We start from the raw sequence: 16,979 nt of genomic DNA, 5'->3' as shown, positions 1-16,979 counted from the left end.
TATGAGTTTCCGACAACTGACCTAAGTATAGGAGAAAAAAATGAAAATGTTTACCAAAGTACCGCTTGCCGCAGTCACGATTGCGATTGCGGCAAGTAGTGTCAACACCGCAAGCGCTGAAGGTTTTCTGGCTGGATTGGCGCGCGACATTGGCATTATCGACGAAAACCAACGGCGCGCTTTGGATGATTGGCATGCTGCCAACGGTAGCCCGTTGGATCGCGTTCCCGGGGCTGCACTAAGTATGGTTAACCCAGGTCTTGGAGCCGCTTACGAGGCCAACCAACAGTTCATCCAGATGAAAGATCAATGGGAGCAAAACTACGCGACCGGCTCGTTCCCTCCGGCAGTAAACCCGGGTCACTACTCAGTGCCCATGCTTCCTGGCGGTGCTCCGCTACCCGTTCTGAAGGGAAACACATTTGGCGGCGTTAACAGCATCGCCACTATGCCTCACCCGGATGTGCAGACGATTTGGATGGGCAACTAAAAGATGCTGAATAAGCTAGTGTTCAGAACTGCGTTGGGCAGAAGACCACTGCCCAATGCACTTTTTTCTTTTAACCCTTTTTTGTATATAGACGATCAAAAAAAGCAAAATTTCTTCCTTGAGCGAACTCCGATATATGTTAGTGTACACCATACACGAACAAGGGCAGAGCATTGAGTTATAGCTACCAATACCCGCACCCAGCAGTGACAGTAGATACTGTAGTCTTCTCTGTTTTGGACGAAGCGCTACAAGTCCTTCTTATTCAAAGACGCAGTGAACCGTTTAAGGACTGGTGGGCACTACCTGGGGGATATGTACGTATTGACGAAGACCTCGAACAGGCTGCCCGACGAGAGTTGTTAGAAGAAACCGCTGTAAGGACTGAACAGCTGCAAGGAATGCCGTTTTTTCAGTTTAGCGCATACGGACAGCCGGACAGAGATCCCAGAGAACGCACGATAACTGTCTCGTTTTTGACGGTAGTGCCTATGAATAGAGTTGCTCTAAAAGCAGCGACAGACGCGAAAGATACTAAGTGGTTCGCTGTGAGTAACCTTCCAACGCTGGCTTTTGATCATGACAAGATACTAGAAGATGCGCGGAAATCGCTTGGCAAGCTCACGTCCGAAGGCCCAGAAACAGGGGGGGCAGCGGCGTTTTCTTTTCTTCCAGACGAATTCACTCTTTCGCAAGCACAATCAGTTTTTGAGGTGTTAAAGGGAGAAAAGCTAGACAAACGAAATTTTAGAAAATGGGTAACTTCAAACTGGGACCTGGTGAACTTGAATAAGAAAAGCTCTGGTGGAAGGCATAGGCCTGCTGAGCTATACTCTCTCAAAGACACCTAACTCGGCTGTCAGATACCAGCTTCACAGCTACAATGAACTTATTTCCCTGGAGGATTTCTCAGCCACTGGGCTCCTAAACTGATAAATCAGGATCAATTCTTATTTCCCAGGCAATGATCTCTTCGACCTCACTACAGCCTGACCCTTTGGAATCCTTTGGCAATTCCGGGAGGCTTTCTAGAATGTCAATTACCCGAGCAGGACCATCTCGGCATTGTTCTTTCCACCAACCGGATCTTAGGCGAAGCTCGTCGACAAATTTAGCAGCGACCGTATTGCCGCATTCCCGGCATTCCCAGTCGCTGTTGTTTTTGTTGTGATACTGCGGGCCGCAAGTTGAGCAACGAAGCATCAGGTGCTGTGTCGGAATTGGTAAATCCATACTCTGATAATAGTTCAGAATGATGAAAATAACGTTCTATTGAACCTATGGTACGCTAACGACCGGCGCCCAGGTTTGGGCCACGAGCAAAAAAGTCCCGAACCTACATGAGCTATTTAATCAACCTTCTGCAGCGCAACGCTAAGCTTTGGTAGATGTCGCAAAGCTCGATTTTAAGCTTGCGCCATTCCACATCGATTGGCGTCAACTCAAGACTATCGATTGGCGAAATTTGGTCACAAAGAACATCCAGAGTTTCTTCAATTTCTTCCGCCCGCGCCTCCAAGTACAAGGCCTTGATTGCTTCCTGAAGACAGTCTGAAGCGTTTGGTTGCTTCATGGTAACCCTCCATGTTCTGGGATCTAAGAACACCTGGTTTCGAATTTTTGACGGCTTCCGTAGCGTACTTGAACGATTCATCGCCTAAGGCTCTTGGAGATAAAGAATCGACCATTTCGGTGCTTATTTCCTTCGATAAATCCTTGGGAAACGTCATACTTTTCGCCGCGAATTCTTCCGCCAAAAGCTCTCCCTCTCTCCTTCTTGAGCTCATTATTTACCAACCGCCCTCGAAACATTCGTTGAGAAGGTTCTGCTTTTGCGAGATAAGCCGCTAGCCAATAACCACTAAATTCCGGTGAACCATCGCACACCTCGACACCAAAATGCCAAGAGTCACTAGGGCTACATGCGATTTCACCCTTGGATCTCTTATGGAGTGGCCGACGGGTTTTCGAAGAAGTTTCACCCAAAGCACGCCCAAGAAAACAGACGAAATCCCTTTGGGTCTCAACGGGAACGTGTAGAGCAACGTGAAGATGTTCCCCTTTTTCTGCGAGCGCTTCCCGAACCCAAATGTATGCCGTTGTGCAATTCCGCTTGGCTCTTGTTAAGAACTTCCTGATTTTTTGAGCAACCTGCTTTGCTCGCTCATGAGGGTGCATATCCAGCCAATACTCAGAGAGCTCTCCAGTAAGCTTGGTCCAGTTTACAGTGAGGATTGCATTCAGTGGGTATCCGTTCTCAAAGCCGACTGATGCAGCATCCAAAAAGCGGGCTTGGGTCTTGGGAGGTAAGCAATCAGATGCCATAGACGAAGCTCCAACAGCGCCATCTGTCCGATAGTGCTGGGAACCGCAGGTAGTCTGGCCGGCAACCAAACAGGCTTCATACGAGGAATGAATCGCGCGAGCCTTACTATAGGGGGGTGTCCGTAAATCACTAGTTTGAGCGCTGTTTTTGGGTTTAACTGGTTGCCTTCTAGACTTTCGGTGCATCTTCGATAGCCTCGGTTTTTGGCCTTTTTTCGAAGTCTTGATCATCAAAGAAAAAATAGAGAAACCACGCAACCATGGGTCTTTGTAGGATACTGGCAACCCTTGAATAAAAGCGGGACTACAACCCGCATTCGCAGTATGCAGTGGGGTCGCAATACGGTTCGCCGAACAGCGAATTCCTTTAGTAAAGTCAATGCACGTTTCTGGAGGGTTCGCCAGAAAAAACTGTTTGTTTTCAATGCTGGGTACATTCCTGCACGGCTCACCACTTTTTTCAGTGTCATTAACGCATAAGAGTGCGTTTTGAACGCATATATGTGTTTCTGCAAGGTTATGAGTTTCGCCTGCACACATATGGTTAAATAGTCGATAGTTCTGGAATTTCATTCATATTATCAGTTAGTTAACCGCATTTCGTTTGGAGCGGGTCAAAAATTGCACTCTTATGCGTTACTGACATTCAGAGAGATCGAAGGAATGGATAAGAGTGCTTTTCGCTAATGGTGGGAGACTTGTATCCAAGCGAAACACTTGTGCGTCAATGCCAGGTTTTTGTGGATCGGTTTTGATTCCGCCAAAACGGGAAGCGCTTGAGGTAGAGGTGCCGGTCAGTGATACCACCTTTGGTTGCTTGTGAAATTTCCATTTATATTCAAGCGTGTTCAATGGCGACTTTCGAGTGGATTTCCGCTTGCGCGATTCGAAAAAATTGGCAGATTCAGCAATATTTGCTATCCTTTGGCTAAAGGGCGTTAGAAACCCGGGGGCAAAAATCGAGCAGAAATCCGGAAATTCCTCACAGGTGGTGTGGGTAAAAATACCTGAACATCTCAACGGCACCCGACGCGGGTTGTTCTTCTTGTGGGCCGAGGTCGAGCGTGCTCAAGTGAAGGCCAAGGCCGCGCCACCGCCCTCTGAGTCGCGTCAGCCCGAGTCGAACAAGATATTCGGTTGGGTTGATGAGTTTATCTTCTATGAACGCGACAGGGCGGAGCAGCCAGATCAGCGCGCCGAGGCCCCGTCGGGCCGTCACAGTTTCTCGAAGAACAGGATGACCTCGCCTATACGGACGCCAAAACGCGAAACATAGGCGCGGTTCAGCAGACGGTCCTCTTCCAGAAGCCACATCCAGTCGTCAAAATTGACCCGCATAGTGCCCTCTTTGATTGGCAGGTCGATCTTGTATTTCCAGTTGAAGGTATCGCCGCGCTCGATCCCTTCGGCCACACCAAGAACACCCGGAGCCGTGCCGGTCCAGGTGTCTTCGCCGGTTTTAGTCAGGGTCCAGACACGTTGTTCGGTTGCGCCGTCATCGTAGACGAAATCCTCGACCAGGGTCAGGGTTTCTCCGTCCCATGTGCCGTCAATCTCAACCGTGAAACGGCGCGGCACGTTGCCCAGAATGTCCTGGAACTGACCATAAGCCACGGTTTTGCCTTCGAAGAACTCTTCGAGGTTCAGATGCCGGTCGGACAGAAAGCTTTTGGGCACCCGCGGTTTAGCCGAGCAGGCCGCGAGCAGCGTCAGGCTGGTGATTGCGACCAGTGAGATCAGAAAACGAAGCCGGGTCATTGTAGCGGCCTGTTTTCAGCGTCCGCATCATACCCGTTTGCTCCGGGCACATGCGCGGTCTGCACCTCGGGAGCGGGTCGCATGGTTGCCACCAGTTCCGCCACCTTGAGGCCGAATTTGCGCATCTCTGAGCGGTTCATGATCGCTCCGTTTTCGGTCAGATACATCCAGTCGGTGACGTCGAGCGTGTGCCCTCCGGCGTCTTCGGGCAGGATGATCCGGTAGGACAGCTTGACGGTCGAGCCCGAAATCACGCCCTTGCCTTCACCGACGATATCGTCCGCTGTGGCTGTGAACGTGTTGCCGGTGCCCAGTGTCAGATACCACTTTCGGGTCATCTGCTTGCCGTTGGAATAGGTGAACCACTCGGCCAGAGTGCCCGTGTTTCCATCCCATTCACCGACCATGCGCGCGACAAAGCTGTTCGACATCTTGCCATTGGGGCCGTAGATCAGCCCCTCGGACAGGATATCTCCGTTCAGGTGTTTGGTCAGGGAAAACTCCGGCCCCGTTCCCGAATAGTCAGCCGGAGATTGTGAGCGAAAGCTCAGGAACCGTCTTTTGACCGCCACGATAACGAGGATGGCGAGCAAAATCACAACAATCGTATTCATTTGGCTGGGACCTCCGTAGGCAGGGTTAAGACCATCCCAAATGCGCCCAGCTTCAGGATGCAGGGCAGCAGGGCATAGGCGAATGTGACTGTGTTTAGAGCCTGTGCCGAGTTGGCTTGACCGGGTGAAAAGCCGCTGCGTTCCAGCAGGGGCAGGGTGAAAAAGGCAGCGAGCGCGAGGCCCAGCTTGCCAGCGAAAGACCAGATGCCAAACGCGGCGGAGGCATTCAGCCCCGCGCGTGTCAGCACCACGGAAAACATGGCGGGCAGGATCACGATATCCGCCCCTGCGGCTGCGCCGGAGGCTAGGCAGATCAGGGCAAAGATGGTCAGCTCTCCGGCTGAGAGGGTGGCCGCGCCGATGAAGGAAGCGATGCCCAGCGGCATGGCGATCATCAGCGTCTGTTTCGGGCCGATCCGATTGCTGAGTCGCGCCCAGAGGGGCACGCTGGCCCCAGCGCTGAGGAAGAACAGGATCAGCAATGGGCCAGCCATTCCGGAAAGTTGCAGTTTGTCCTCGACAAAGAACAGAAACAGCGTGGCGGTCAGGGCTACCGGCAGGCTGTTGATCAGCGCCAGAACCAACAGGCGGAGGGCGCCGGATTGTCCGAGCGCGGTGAATGAGATGCCCTCGCCCGTGATTGGCGTACGACGCCACATTGGTATGGTTACGATCAGAGTTAGGAGCGCAAGCGCGCCCAAAAACAGACCAAAGGCGGGGTAGCCCTGTCCCTGTGCGCCGAAGGCAACGAACAGAGCCGGGGCACTGGCGGCCAGAACGACTCCGGTCAGTTGCCCGCCTTCGCGGAAGGCGGCGAGGCGCATCAGCTCTTGCGGGTCGGCCTGTTTGGCCAAAGTTGCACTGCGCCCGTAAAGCAGGATGGTGCCTAGGCTGTAGGCCGAAAACAGAAGCACGAGGATGGCGACCAGCGCGCCAACGCTTGCCCCATCCGGCAGGCCGAACAGCAGCGGAAACCCGACCGCCAGCCCCAGCGCCGCCAGAGCTGCAAACAGCAGCTGCGCGCCCGGCCAGCGGTCGATGGCCCAGCCGATCAGCGGGTCTTGCACCAGATCGACCAGCCGGATCACCAGCAGCACGGTTCCGATCACCCCAAGGCCAATGCCCAAATTCACCGCCGCAAAACGCGGCAGGTGAATATAGAGCGGGATACCCGCCGCAGCGAGCATCAGCGCATAGAGGCTGACCCGGGGATACAGCATCACTGCCCCTTCAATTGCCGTGTAAAACTGGCGGACCGAGTGTTGTCGCCAAGAAAAATCGACATGAACGATTTCTTGATGCCGGTGTTGGTTAGTGTGCAGGTTTGTGCACCATTGCGCCAAAACCCAACTTTGTTAGGTCCTTCAGATATGGCCAGATAGCTGTCACCTTTGCTGACTGCCTGAAAACAGGTCTCTAGCTGGGCTTTTGTCGGCGCGGGATTGCCTTGCCTTGCCATCTCATCCAGCGTCGACTCTACAAGAGCCTTTTGTGCGAGGTTTTTTCGATAAGTCAGTTGCAACCCGAAATCCTCGGTCCAATTGAATGCCGCTCCAGCGGGCGTGAATAGCTTGGCGTCATAGACAGGCAGGCCCAAGAACCTAAATGTCGAGCTGCCCAAAAGCTTGGGATCGCTCAGTTCGCTGGACAGAGGCGATGCCACTGCCTCACCTGACGAAAGCAAGGCGAGAGACAGCAGTGCTGCGCGGAAAGTAGGTCTATTCGGCGGCCACATGGATGGCCGGATCTTTTTCAAGAATGCCATTGTCAGCTCCGGTTATGTGCGGGGCGCCGCGCAAGCGGTCGACGACATGCATCGCGCTGGCGATCCCGTCTTCGTGGAACCCGTGCCGGTTATAAGCTCCGGCGTACCAGGTGTGATTTTGTCCCTGCATGTCGCGAATTTGCCCCTGCGCTTTCAGCGCGGCTTTATCGAAAACCGGGTGGGCAAACTCGACTTGGTCATAAATCTTGTCCTCGGCAATTTGCGAAGACGCGTTCAACGATACAAAGAGCGGATCGCTGTCCGGGATGTTCTGCAAGCGGTTCATCCAATAGGTCACGCCGACATCCCCGGCTTGCGAGCGATAGGTCCAGCTGGACCAGCAGGCGCGCCGCTTTGGCATCTGGCTTTCGTCACAATGCAGGATCGCGTGATTGGGCTGATAGCGGATCGCGCCAAGGGCCGCGGCCTCATCCGCCGTGGCATTGTCGCCCAGAATGGCCAGCGACTGGTCCGAGTGGGTCGCAAGGATGATCTCGTCAAACTGATCGGCGTGGCCCTGGCTTGTAACCGTTACGCCGGTCTCATTCCGCTGTACGTTATCTACCGGAGCCGCAAGACGGATGTCGCATCCGCGCGACCGCAGCGCGGCATCTATCCGGCGCACATATTCAATGCTGCCACCTTTTACCGTATACCACTGATGCTGGTTAGCGCGCCCGCTGGCCAGCAGGGCGTGGTTGCGGAAGAACTGCACCAGTGAGCGGGCCGGAAATTGATCCACAAACTCAACCGGCGTGGACCAGATCGCGCCGCACATCGGCATCAGGTAGTTGTGGCGGAACCAATGACCCAGACGCATCTGGTCCACCAGTTCTCCGATGGTTGTGTCATCATCCTTCGCCGCATCCGGGGCCTCTTTACTGAAGCGCAGAATGTCCGAGATCATCTTGTAGTAAGACGGGCGCAGCAGGTTGCGTTTCTGAGCTGTCAGAGTGCGCAGCGTGTTCAACCCGTATTCAATGCGGCCATTATCGATGGTCGCGCCAAAGCTCATCTCGCTTTTCTCGACGGGGACGTTCAGCTCATCAAACAGCTTGGTCAGGTGGGGGTAGGTCCCATAGTTGAAGACGATAAAGCCGGTATCGACCGGTTGGTCTCCGTTCTTACCCGCCATCACCGTTCGGGCATGCCCGCCAAGGCGCGGTTCGGCCTCGTAAACGGTAATATCGTGCTGTTCTGAAAGGTAGTAAGCTGCGGAAAGTCCTGAAATGCCTGCACCTATGACTGCGATTTTCTTGCGCTCGCCTCGCGTTTCGTCGAACATGTGATCCCCTTAAGTGCGACATTTATCTAGGGATACGTAGCAGGTTCTGACGCGGATCAATCAGGTTAGATTATATTTCCCAACGCACTATATTGTGACTTCGTGGCAAAATTCACTCAGCTGGGGATGATCCGACCGGTTGGCTTGGTCGTAAAATATACATGATAGCTGAAGCAGAACCGAAACCGCGCATGGGGCGTTGTTTCATGGTTCGACGTTAGGGCAGGCATGACCGGTTTCGAAGGAAAGACGTATTGGATTGTAGGCGCGAGCGAAGGGCTCGGGCGCGCTTTGGCCCAAGGGCTAAGCGAGCGTGGTGCGCATCTTGTCCTGTCGGCGCGCAATGCGGATCGGCTGGCCGAGATCTGCGCAACCCTTCCCAGTGCGCGCGCGGTGCCTTTTGACGTGACCGACCTTGAGGCCGTGCGCCGTGCCGTGGCTGAAGTCGGAGAGGTCGATGGTCTTGTCTACAACGCCGGAGCCTATGAGCCGATGCGGACCGGTGATTGGGATACCGAGGCGGTCTTGTCGATGACCGACGTGAACTACACCGGTGCCCTTCGGGTGTTGGGTGAAACCGTGCCGGGCTTCGTGAGCGCCGGACGCGGGGATATCACTCTGATCGGCTCTTTGTCCGGCTATCGCGGCTTGCCTGCGGCGGTGGGCTATGCAGCTAGCAAGGCGGCCTTGGTCTCGCTGGCCGAGACCATGCGGTTTGATCTGGCGGGTACTGGCGTGACGGTTCGGATCGTCAATCCTGGCTTTATCAAAACCCGCCTGACCGAGAAGAACAATTTCAAGATGCCCATGCTGATGTCGGCCGAAGACGCGGCAGAGCGTGTGATCAAAGCGATGTCGCGCCGCCGGTTCCGTACTGATTTTCCGGCCCCGTTTTCCTGGGTGATCCGGTTGCTGGACTATCTGCCTGACATCCTGATTTATCGTGGAAAATAGACCCTAATTATAGCGTCTAGCCAAATTGCCCCTGGCAGAACCAGCCTGCGGACATGGTGCCGCCGTGCCCATAAAACAGCCAGAGCCTCTCCCCCTGTTCGGTCACCACAACCCAGTAATCGCGCACACCGCTGCGCCAGTTAGGGTCATCCAGCCACCATTCTGGCGCGATCCGTTCCGGGCCAGTGGCCTGTGCCAATTGCCAATCACGCCCGCGCCAGCGAAAGGCGGAGGGCACATCCGGGGTTTCCGGGGCCATCACCGGCTCGGGCTGCCACATCTGCAGGGGGCGCGGGCGTGGCGGCGCAGGCCAATCTCGCGCTGGTTCGGACCATGCCGCTGCTAACACTTGCGCGGTTTTCTCGGGGATATGCGATGCCGCAGGGTGACGCCGAGTGATGACCTCCAGCCCCACCCGTGCGCCCAGTTTGGCCATAAGGTCTTCGACGGCGGTGTTGCCCTCAAGCCGGTTGCGGGCCACACGGCGGGCCTCGGCATGACCAGCAATGGTGCGGGCGTGGATGGGTTCCGTCTGCACCGCCTCAAGCCGCAGCATGTCAATGCCATAGCCCGCGTCGATCTTTTCGACTTTCATCTCTAACAAAGGGCGAATGCGGTGTTTGTCATGAGTTGGCCGGGCCAGCCCAACCTCGATGACCTCGGCCGCCTGATCGGCACGATGAGCCTCAAGCCGCAGGGTTCGGACGCCGCGCCCCTTTTCTTCCAGCTTGGAACAGAGTGTCGGCAGAACCCGGTCGATGGCGGCCATCACATCCTCGACCAGCCCAATCGGATTGGGCAGAGTCATCCGCACCGCGAAGTGATGCGGCGGGCGGGCCGGAGAGACCGGCTCGGGCGCGCTGCCCATCGCCTGATCCAGCCGCAAAACCAGCCTCCGCCCGAACCTGCGAGTGAGGGAGGCGCGGGGTTGGCCCAGCAGATCCCCGATCCGCCGCAGGCCCAGACGGTTCAGCTGCGCGACCACCTGATCCTCCAGCCGCAGCGCCGCGATGGGCAGCGGGCTGAGCGCGCTGTAGGATTGCCCCGGCGCGGCGATCCGCGCCCCGCCGCCCAAGGTCACCACCTGCGGCGCGGCCCCGCCCTTGGTCCAGTGTCGTCGCTTGCTGGCCCGGGCGCGGGTTGCGCGGGCCTCTTGGCTGATGGCGTCGCCGTTGCGGTCTGATATGGCCTCTTGCCCGGCATAGCGCGCCAGCGCCCAGGCCGCGCCCAATGTGTCGGCAATGCCCATCTGCACGCTCAGACCCATATCGGCGCAGTCGACCTCCAACACGCGCAGCAAGGCCTCTTCCCCGCCAAACAGATGCGCGCAGCCCGAGAGGTCAACGATCAGCCCGTCCGGAGCCTCTTCGGCGACCCAAGGGCTGAACTTGCCTGCCCAGCGGCGCAACGCGGTCAGGAACGCGGCCTCGGCCGGGGCATTGCGGTGCCGCGTGATCAGGGACGCACACATGGCATGTGCATCGCGCACCGGCTGGCCCACCTGCAGCCCGGCGGCCTGAGCTTCGGCGTTCAGAGAGGTGATCACCTGCATGTTCGACTGCTCGGCCACTACAGCCAAAGGCCCGACATGCAGCCCCCGCGCGGCGCGGATCAGCCGTTCAGCCCCCAGACGGGGAAACCAGAGTGAAAGTATTCGGCGTTTTGGCATCGGCAGACATCAAAATGTTCCCATTTTGTTCTTATTCGAGAATCAGCGCCGGAGTCCACGCTTACCCGCAGGTCAGGCGCTGAATGATGCCCGCCCCGTTTACGAAGACATTCAGCCGGTCGATGCGGTAGTCTTGTGTCGCAATGTCATTGGGTCCTAACACCCGCGCGCGCTCGGGCAGGCTGGCCTGAATGGTCGAAACCGGCTGGCCGATGGAATCCGCAAACGGATCGCCTTTGCAGAAGGCCAGATCGACAGGCGCAGCCTCGGACTCAAGGTCTGCTCCTTCCAAGGTCGAGGTTTCGGCGCAGGCGGCCAGAAGGATCAGGATCGGGATAAATCGGTGCATTGGCGTTCCCCAGTATGACAATGTCGTTTCTGCAATATCAAATGTTTAGCCAATCTGCCATGAAAGTGCAGTTGAAAACACCCTGCATTTGACGCAGGGTCGGGTCAAACAAGACTGGGAGACAAGCACCATGCGCACCCGTGCAGCCGTCGCCGTTCAGGCTGGCAAACCTTTGGAAGTGATGGAGGTGAACCTCGAAGGCCCCAAGGCGGGCGAGGTTTTGGTCGAAGTGAAGGCCACCGGCATCTGCCATACCGATGAATTCACCCTATCCGGCGCAGATCCCGAAGGCCTTTTCCCGGCCATTCTGGGCCACGAAGGCGCAGGCGTTGTGGTCGAGGTCGGTCCGGGCGTCACCAGCCTGAAGCCGGGCGACCATGTAATCCCGCTCTACACACCCGAATGTCGGGAGTGTGAATACTGCCTGCATCCAAAGACCAACCTGTGTCAAGCAATCCGTGAGACTCAAGGCAAGGGCCTGATGCCCGATGGCACCTCGCGCTTCTCGACCTTGGATGGCGATCCGATCCTGCACTACATGGGCTGCTCGACCTTCGCCAACCACACTGTCCTGCCTGAGATCGCGCTGGCCAAAGTGCGTGAGGACGCACCTTTCGACAAGATCTGCTACATCGGCTGTGGCGTTACCACCGGCATCGGCGCTGTGATCAATACCGCCAAGGTGGAAATCGGCAGCCGCGCCATCGTGTTCGGTCTGGGTGGTATCGGCCTGAACGTGATCCAGGGCCTGCGCCTTGCCGGAGCCGACCAGATCGTCGGTGTCGACCTGAACCCATCAAAGGTCGAAATGGCCACCAAGTTCGGGATGACCGATTTCGTTAACCCGAAAGAGGTCGAAGGCGATCTGGTGCCCTATCTGGTCAACCTGACCAAAGGCGGAGCAGACTATACGTTCGACGCGACTGGCAACGTCGGCGTGATGCGCGACGCACTGGAATCAGCGCATAAGGGCTGGGGTGAGTCGATCATCATCGGCGTGGCACCTGCGGGGGCTGAGATCTCGACCCGTCCGTTCCAGCTGGTCACGGGCCGTTCCTGGCGCGGCACCGCCTTTGGCGGCGCGCGGGGCCGGACCGATGTGCCGAAGATCGTCGATTGGTACATGGAAGGCAAAATCGAGATCGACCCGATGATCACCCATACCATGGGTCTGGACGACATCAACCATGGGTTCGACCTGATGCACAAAGGCGAGAGCATCCGCTCGGTGGTTGTCTACTAAGGCTCTAAACCAGTTGAATTCGCCAAAGCGGCGCGCTGTCTGGCGCGCCGTTTTTCATTCGCCGGGTCGCGATGCGCCCGTATCTGACCTTGGTGATCGCACGCGCAGAACCGGCGTGTTAGCCGAGGTGGTGTTCGACCGGCTTTCGCGCCAAACGACGAAGATGCCCGAGGCGATGATGACGCTTGCGCCGACCGCGACCCAGCCGTCCGGGTGTTCGCCAAAGAAGATCATGCCGAACAAGGTGGCCCAGATGATCTGGCTGTACTGGCTGGGGGCCACAACGCCCGCTGGCGCGGCACGATAGGCCAGGATGATCAGATGTTGCGCGATCACCGAGAACACGCCGACCAGCGCCATCATCGCCAGATGTAGGAGCGATGGCGGTTGATAGACTGCCGGTTGCATCAAGCTCATGACCACGATGGCCAGCAGCATCGGGTAGAGGATCAGCACGGCCGAGCGTTCCTCATTCCCGATCTTGCGCACCAAGACAGAGCCTAACGCGCTGCAAAACGCGGCTGTCAGGGCGGCCATGTGGCCAAGGGTGATATCCGTTGCGCCAGGGCGCAGGACGATCAGAACGCCGATCAAGCCGACGCCGACCGCGGCCCAACGCTGGACACGCACGACTTCTCCTAGAATCGGAATCGACAGGACTGTGACGAACAGGGGGAAGGCAAACAGCAGCGAATAGACCTCGGCCAGAGGCAGGACCGAAAAGGCATAGAAAGCGCAGACCATGGATGTGACCATCAGCGCCGACCGGAGCAGGACCAGCCATGGGTGGTGTGGCAGGAAATTCCCGGTCGTGCGGTCTGTCAGGATCGTCACCGCCATAGGCACAAAGGAAAACAGCGTGGCGAAGAAGATGATCTGCATCACCGAGTAGGTCCCGCCCAGCACTTTGATCAGCGCGTCATGGCTGGCAAAAACCGCGAATCCCAGAAACGCGAAACCAAGTCCCCGGAGGGTGGTGTTTTGAGTGCTCATGATCTGGCCTCAGGTGATGTCGGTGTGGTGGCTTTAAGCCGGCGCAGCCAAATGGGCTGTCTTTTCCCTGAGTAGACGCATTTTCCCGGACCGCATAGCCCCTATTTTACCGCTAACACAGCAAGGCCGTCATGTTGTGAGATCAACGCAGGATCGGCGGCGCGTCCTTGGGCTGTCGGGCGGATTGCACGCCCGCCTTCATCCCCACACCGATCCGTCGGGCCAGCGCGACCCAGGGGGTGGCTGTTTTCTGAGGTAGGGTTTGGGTGGCGACCTCCTCGAACAGGTCCAGCCAATGAGCGAACATCTCGGGCTGCACGTCGGGTCTTTCGCTATGTACACGTTGCGGATTGCCGTTGTAGCTGCGCTCATAAAGGATGGCGTTGCGCCAGAAGGCGGCGATCTTGTCCTCATGCGCGGGCCAGTCATGGACGTGCTTGTTGAACACCGGCCCCAGAACAGCATCCTCGCGCACGCGGGCATAGAAGGCACGGACCTGCGCGTTGATCTGGTCCGGCGTCGCAGGAAAGCGCGGGGGCAAGGTGGGTCTGGTCATGGTGGTCTCGGGTTTCGACTCTAGCCCGGGACATATCCGGGGTGCAGGTCAGGCAACAGGTGTGGTTTTGTCGCGCGGCTCGGGCGTCAGCAGGTGCCGGATCAGGGCCACCGGGTGCGCCTTCAGGCTGAGGCGTGTGGCGACGTAATCCTCAACCACCTGTTCGCCCAATGTCATCTGCGGCAGGTAGGCTTCGGGTTCATCCAGCGTCTCGCCCTCCAGATCCTGTGAAAACAGCGGCAGAGGCTTCGCGGTCGCAATCGCCTTGGCCTGCCACAGAGCCTCGCGCCGGGTCAGATCGCAGGCGGCGAAAGCATCGGCCTCTGCCAGACGTTCGATTACCGACGGGCCCAGCCCCGCGCGGCGCCAGACGTCATCCACTTGGGTGTAGCCGTTGCCCCGTGCGGCGGTCAGCCAACTGGCGTCCTCCTCGCTGAGGCCCTTGATCTGGCGGAACCCCAGCCGCAGGGCCAGCCCACCATGGCCGTCAGGTTCCATCACATTGTCCCAGAAACTGGCATTGATGCAGACCGGGCGCACCTGAACGCCGTGTTCGCGGGCATCCCGCACGATCTGGGCAGGGGCATAGAAGCCCATCGGTTGCGAGTTCAGCAGCGCGCAGGCGAAAATCCCCGGATGGTGGCATTTGATCCAGGCCGAGGCATAGACCAGCAACGCAAAACTGGCCGCGTGGCTTTCGGGAAAGCCATAAGACCCGAACCCTTCGATCTGTGAAAAACAGCGTTCCGCGAAATCCTGCTCGTACCCGTTGCGCTTCATCCCGCGTAAGAACAGCGCGCGGAACTCGCTGACATTGCCATGTTTCTTGAAGGTCGCCAGTGAGCGTCGCAGCCGGTCCGCCTGTTCTGGGGTGAACCCCGCGCCGACAATGGCGATCTGCATCGCCTGCTCCTGAAACAGCGGCACGCCCAGTGTTTTGCCCAGCACATCCCCCAATGCGTCCGAGGGGAAGCTGACCTCCTCCTCGCCATTTCGCCGCCGAATATAAGGATGCACCATGTCGCCCTGAATCGGGCCGGGGCGGATGATGGCGACCTCGATCACCAGATCGTAGAAATTGCGCGGCCGCATCCGGGGAAGGAAGTTCATCTGCGCCCGGCTTTCCACCTGAAACACCCCAATAGAGTCTGCTTTGCACAGCATATCGTAGACCTCGGGGTCCTCGGGCGGCAGGGTGGCGAGGGTATAGCCGGTCTGGTGATGCTGCCCGATTAGGTCGAACGCCTTGCGGATACAGGTGAGCATCCCGAGGCTGAGGACATCGACTTTCAGGATACCCAAGGAGTCGATATCGTCCTTGTCCCAGCAGATGACCGTGCGCCCCTCCATCGTGGCGTTCTCGATTGGGACAAGTTCGTCCAGCCGCCCCTCGGTGATGATGAAGCCACCCACGTGTTGTGACAGATGGCGGGGGAAGCCGTCGATCTCATAGACCAACATTAGAGTCTGTTTTAGCCGTCGATCTTCAGGGTCGAGACCGATTTCGCGCATCCGATGCGCCTCAAGCCCTTTGGTCGAGAAAAAGCCCCAGAGCTGTGAGGACAGGGCCGAGATCGTGTCCTCGGTCAGACCCATGGCGCGGCCGACCTCACGAATGGCACGCTTGCCGCGATAGTGAACGACCGTGGCGCAGAGGCCCGCGCGTTCGCGGCCATAGCGGTCATAGATATGCTGGATCACCTCCTCGCGGCGCTCGTGTTCGAAATCGACGTCGATATCGGGCGGCTCGTCGCGGGCCTCGGAGACGAAGCGCTCAAAGACCATCGTGCCCATCTCGGGGCTGACCTCGGTGATGCCGAGGCAGAAGCAGACCACCGAATTGGCCGCTGAGCCGCGCCCCTGACACAGGATATCGCGCGAGCGGGCGAAGTGGACGATATCGCGGACGGTGAGGAAATAGGGTTCATATTTCAGCTTGCCGATCAGCCTCAGCTCATGGGCCAGCATCTTTTTGGCCTTCTCGGATGCGCCTGCCGGATAGCGCCATTTCAACCCCTCATGCGCCAGGCGGTGCAGGCGTTGGGTCGGGGTTTCCTGTTCGCTAACTTCGTTGGGGTATTCATAACGCAGCTCATCCAGCGAGAAGGTGAGCTGCTCGCTGAGGTCATGGGCGCGGGTGACGGCCCCCTCGTGACCTTTGAAGATCCGCAACATCTCTCCCTCGGAGCGCAACCGCTGTTCGCCATTGGCCAGCGCGTCGCGGCCCAGCTCATCCACCTTGCGGCGTAGGCGGATGGCGGTCAGCACATCGGCCAACTTGCGACGCGCGCCGTGGTGGATCATCGGCGCGGCACTGGCGAGGGTGGGGATATCGAGTTGCTTTGATTCAGTCTCTAACAAAGAGAAATGTGTACTATCTGCGCCATCATACCGAGGGTGCATCAGCAGATGCATCCGCCCACCAAAGCGGCGCGTCAGCTGTTGCGCCTGTGTCCGCCACGCGCTCGCGCCGCCCTTTGACCGGTCTGCTTGTGGCCAGAGCAGCAGGTGGAGGCCGTCGGAAAACTCCAGCAGGTCAGACAGGTGCAAGATGCAATCGCCTTTTTCCGCACGCAGGCGACCTTTGGACAGGATGCGGCACAGGTTTCCCCAGCCTTGCCGGTTCAGGGGCAGAGCGGTGACGGTTGGCGCGTCGGTGAAGATCAGCCGCGCTGCCGGGATCAGGCGCGGCACCGCGTGGATCGGGTACGAGGGTGGTTTGGGGATGTGATCGGGGCAGGGCGGGCCTAGGCGCGTGTTCTGCGCCTCCCACTCCAGCCGTTCGCGCACCTTACGGGCGATCTCGCGGGCTTGGGTGTGGGCACGGACGATCCCGGCGACCGAGTTGTCGTCGGCAATCGCGATGGCGGGCAGGCCCAGGGTCACGGCACGCTCCATATACTCCTCGGGGTGAGATGCCCCGGTGAGGAAGGTGAAGTTTGACGTGATCGACAGCTCGGCATACATGGCGAGTCACT

The 16,979-nt window shown here is 57.9% G+C and carries 16 protein-coding genes; 4 read left to right on the top strand and 12 right to left on the bottom strand.

Annotated elements, in window-relative coordinates:
- Positions 1-40 precede the first annotated feature (40 nt).
- A complete protein-coding gene (locus ACRZ95_RS13645; RefSeq protein WP_170679573.1) occupies positions 41-490 on the top strand; it encodes a hypothetical protein in 450 nt (149 codons plus the stop codon).
- 173 nt (positions 491-663) lie between these two features.
- On the top strand, positions 664-1,341 hold the full coding sequence (locus ACRZ95_RS13640) for an NUDIX hydrolase (protein WP_170679571.1): 678 nt from the start codon (positions 664-666) through the stop codon (positions 1,339-1,341).
- 494 nt (positions 1,342-1,835) lie between these two features.
- Here ACRZ95_RS13640 and ACRZ95_RS13635 read toward each other — a convergent pair whose 3' ends face one another.
- From ACRZ95_RS13635 to ACRZ95_RS13605, 7 genes are all read right to left on the bottom strand, one after another.
- Positions 1,836-2,063 carry a hypothetical protein gene (locus ACRZ95_RS13635; RefSeq protein ID WP_170679569.1) on the bottom strand — a complete coding sequence of 76 codons (228 nt, stop codon included), beginning with the start codon at positions 2,061-2,063 and terminating at the stop codon, positions 1,836-1,838.
- 77 nt (positions 2,064-2,140) lie between these two features.
- Positions 2,141-3,388 carry a hypothetical protein gene (locus ACRZ95_RS13630; protein ID WP_170679567.1) on the bottom strand — a complete coding sequence of 416 codons (1,248 nt, stop codon included), beginning with the start codon at positions 3,386-3,388 and terminating at the stop codon, positions 2,141-2,143.
- Between the two features lie 642 nt (positions 3,389-4,030).
- The gene (locus ACRZ95_RS13625) at positions 4,031-4,573 is read right to left on the bottom strand and encodes a DUF3833 domain-containing protein (RefSeq protein ID WP_170679565.1); all 543 of its coding nucleotides are present in this window, start codon (positions 4,571-4,573) and stop codon (positions 4,031-4,033) included.
- Positions 4,570-5,187 (bottom strand): DUF3833 domain-containing protein, encoded by a 618-nt coding sequence (locus ACRZ95_RS13620; protein WP_170679563.1) that lies wholly within the window; start codon positions 5,185-5,187, stop codon positions 4,570-4,572. Before ACRZ95_RS13620 ends, ACRZ95_RS13625 begins: the two co-directional genes overlap by 4 nt.
- Positions 5,184-6,407, bottom strand: coding sequence for an MFS transporter (locus ACRZ95_RS13615; RefSeq protein WP_170679561.1), 1,224 nt, complete (start codon positions 6,405-6,407; stop codon positions 5,184-5,186). Before ACRZ95_RS13615 ends, ACRZ95_RS13620 begins: the two co-directional genes overlap by 4 nt.
- Positions 6,407-6,850, bottom strand: coding sequence for a hypothetical protein (locus tag ACRZ95_RS13610; RefSeq protein WP_480555068.1), 444 nt, complete (start codon positions 6,848-6,850; stop codon positions 6,407-6,409). Before ACRZ95_RS13610 ends, ACRZ95_RS13615 begins: the two co-directional genes overlap by 1 nt.
- A 55-nt stretch (positions 6,851-6,905) precedes the next feature.
- The gene (locus ACRZ95_RS13605; RefSeq protein ID WP_170679559.1) at positions 6,906-8,237 is read right to left on the bottom strand and encodes an FAD-dependent oxidoreductase; all 1,332 of its coding nucleotides are present in this window, start codon (positions 8,235-8,237) and stop codon (positions 6,906-6,908) included.
- 228 nt (positions 8,238-8,465) lie between these two features.
- Between ACRZ95_RS13605 and ACRZ95_RS13600 the strand changes: the two genes are divergently transcribed.
- The gene (locus tag ACRZ95_RS13600; RefSeq protein WP_170679557.1) at positions 8,466-9,191 is read left to right on the top strand and encodes an SDR family NAD(P)-dependent oxidoreductase; all 726 of its coding nucleotides are present in this window, start codon (positions 8,466-8,468) and stop codon (positions 9,189-9,191) included.
- 16 nt (positions 9,192-9,207) lie between these two features.
- Here ACRZ95_RS13600 and ACRZ95_RS13595 read toward each other — a convergent pair whose 3' ends face one another.
- Positions 9,208-10,860, bottom strand: coding sequence for a Y-family DNA polymerase (locus ACRZ95_RS13595; protein ID WP_170679555.1), 1,653 nt, complete (start codon positions 10,858-10,860; stop codon positions 9,208-9,210).
- A gap of 61 nt (positions 10,861-10,921) precedes the next feature.
- Complete coding sequence (locus tag ACRZ95_RS13590) at positions 10,922-11,209, bottom strand: I78 family peptidase inhibitor (protein ID WP_170679552.1); 288 nt, start codon at positions 11,207-11,209, stop codon at positions 10,922-10,924.
- Between the two features lie 130 nt (positions 11,210-11,339).
- Here ACRZ95_RS13590 and ACRZ95_RS13585 point away from each other — a divergent pair, with 130 nt between their 5' ends.
- Positions 11,340-12,452 (top strand): S-(hydroxymethyl)glutathione dehydrogenase/class III alcohol dehydrogenase, encoded by a 1,113-nt coding sequence (locus ACRZ95_RS13585; protein ID WP_170379545.1) that lies wholly within the window; start codon positions 11,340-11,342, stop codon positions 12,450-12,452.
- 54 nt (positions 12,453-12,506) lie between these two features.
- Here the strand turns inward: ACRZ95_RS13585 and ACRZ95_RS13580 are convergent, their stop codons facing one another.
- From ACRZ95_RS13580 to ACRZ95_RS13570, 3 genes are all read right to left on the bottom strand, one after another.
- A complete protein-coding gene (locus tag ACRZ95_RS13580) occupies positions 12,507-13,445 on the bottom strand; it encodes a DMT family transporter (protein WP_170528657.1) in 939 nt (312 codons plus the stop codon).
- Positions 13,446-13,587: 142 nt separating this feature from the next.
- A complete protein-coding gene (locus tag ACRZ95_RS13575) occupies positions 13,588-14,001 on the bottom strand; it encodes a group III truncated hemoglobin (protein WP_170679550.1) in 414 nt (137 codons plus the stop codon).
- Between the two features lie 48 nt (positions 14,002-14,049).
- Positions 14,050-16,968, bottom strand: a complete 2,919-nt coding sequence (locus ACRZ95_RS13570) for an error-prone DNA polymerase (RefSeq protein ID WP_170679548.1) — start codon at positions 16,966-16,968, stop codon at positions 14,050-14,052.
- Between the last annotated feature and the right edge of the window lie 11 nt (positions 16,969-16,979).

This window comes from Ruegeria sp. AI3 (assembly GCF_056541245.1).
The sequence above is the reverse complement of the archived record's forward strand: the minus strand, read 5'-3'. Positions and strand labels throughout refer to the sequence as shown.

Coding starts and splice junctions, on each gene's coding strand:
- ACRZ95_RS13580 (WP_170528657.1), bottom strand. CDS start 13,445: ATGAGCACTCAAAACACCACCCTCCGGGGACTTGGTTTCGCGTTTCTG.
- ACRZ95_RS13615 (WP_170679561.1), bottom strand. CDS start 6,407: ATGCTGTATCCCCGGGTCAGCCTCTATGCGCTGATGCTCGCTGCGGCG.
- ACRZ95_RS13605 (WP_170679559.1), bottom strand. CDS start 8,237: ATGTTCGACGAAACGCGAGGCGAGCGCAAGAAAATCGCAGTCATAGGT.
- ACRZ95_RS13575 (WP_170679550.1), bottom strand. CDS start 14,001: ATGACCAGACCCACCTTGCCCCCGCGCTTTCCTGCGACGCCGGACCAG.
- ACRZ95_RS13620 (WP_170679563.1), bottom strand. CDS start 5,187: ATGAATACGATTGTTGTGATTTTGCTCGCCATCCTCGTTATCGTGGCG.
- ACRZ95_RS13630 (WP_170679567.1), bottom strand. CDS start 3,388: ATGAAATTCCAGAACTATCGACTATTTAACCATATGTGTGCAGGCGAA.
- ACRZ95_RS13595 (WP_170679555.1), bottom strand. CDS start 10,860: ATGCCAAAACGCCGAATACTTTCACTCTGGTTTCCCCGTCTGGGGGCT.
- ACRZ95_RS13645 (WP_170679573.1), top strand. CDS start 41: ATGAAAATGTTTACCAAAGTACCGCTTGCCGCAGTCACGATTGCGATT.
- ACRZ95_RS13635 (WP_170679569.1), bottom strand. CDS start 2,063: ATGAAGCAACCAAACGCTTCAGACTGTCTTCAGGAAGCAATCAAGGCC.
- ACRZ95_RS13625 (WP_170679565.1), bottom strand. CDS start 4,573: ATGACCCGGCTTCGTTTTCTGATCTCACTGGTCGCAATCACCAGCCTG.
- ACRZ95_RS13585 (WP_170379545.1), top strand. CDS start 11,340: ATGCGCACCCGTGCAGCCGTCGCCGTTCAGGCTGGCAAACCTTTGGAA.
- ACRZ95_RS13600 (WP_170679557.1), top strand. CDS start 8,466: ATGACCGGTTTCGAAGGAAAGACGTATTGGATTGTAGGCGCGAGCGAA.
- ACRZ95_RS13590 (WP_170679552.1), bottom strand. CDS start 11,209: ATGCACCGATTTATCCCGATCCTGATCCTTCTGGCCGCCTGCGCCGAA.
- ACRZ95_RS13570 (WP_170679548.1), bottom strand. CDS start 16,968: ATGTATGCCGAGCTGTCGATCACGTCAAACTTCACCTTCCTCACCGGG.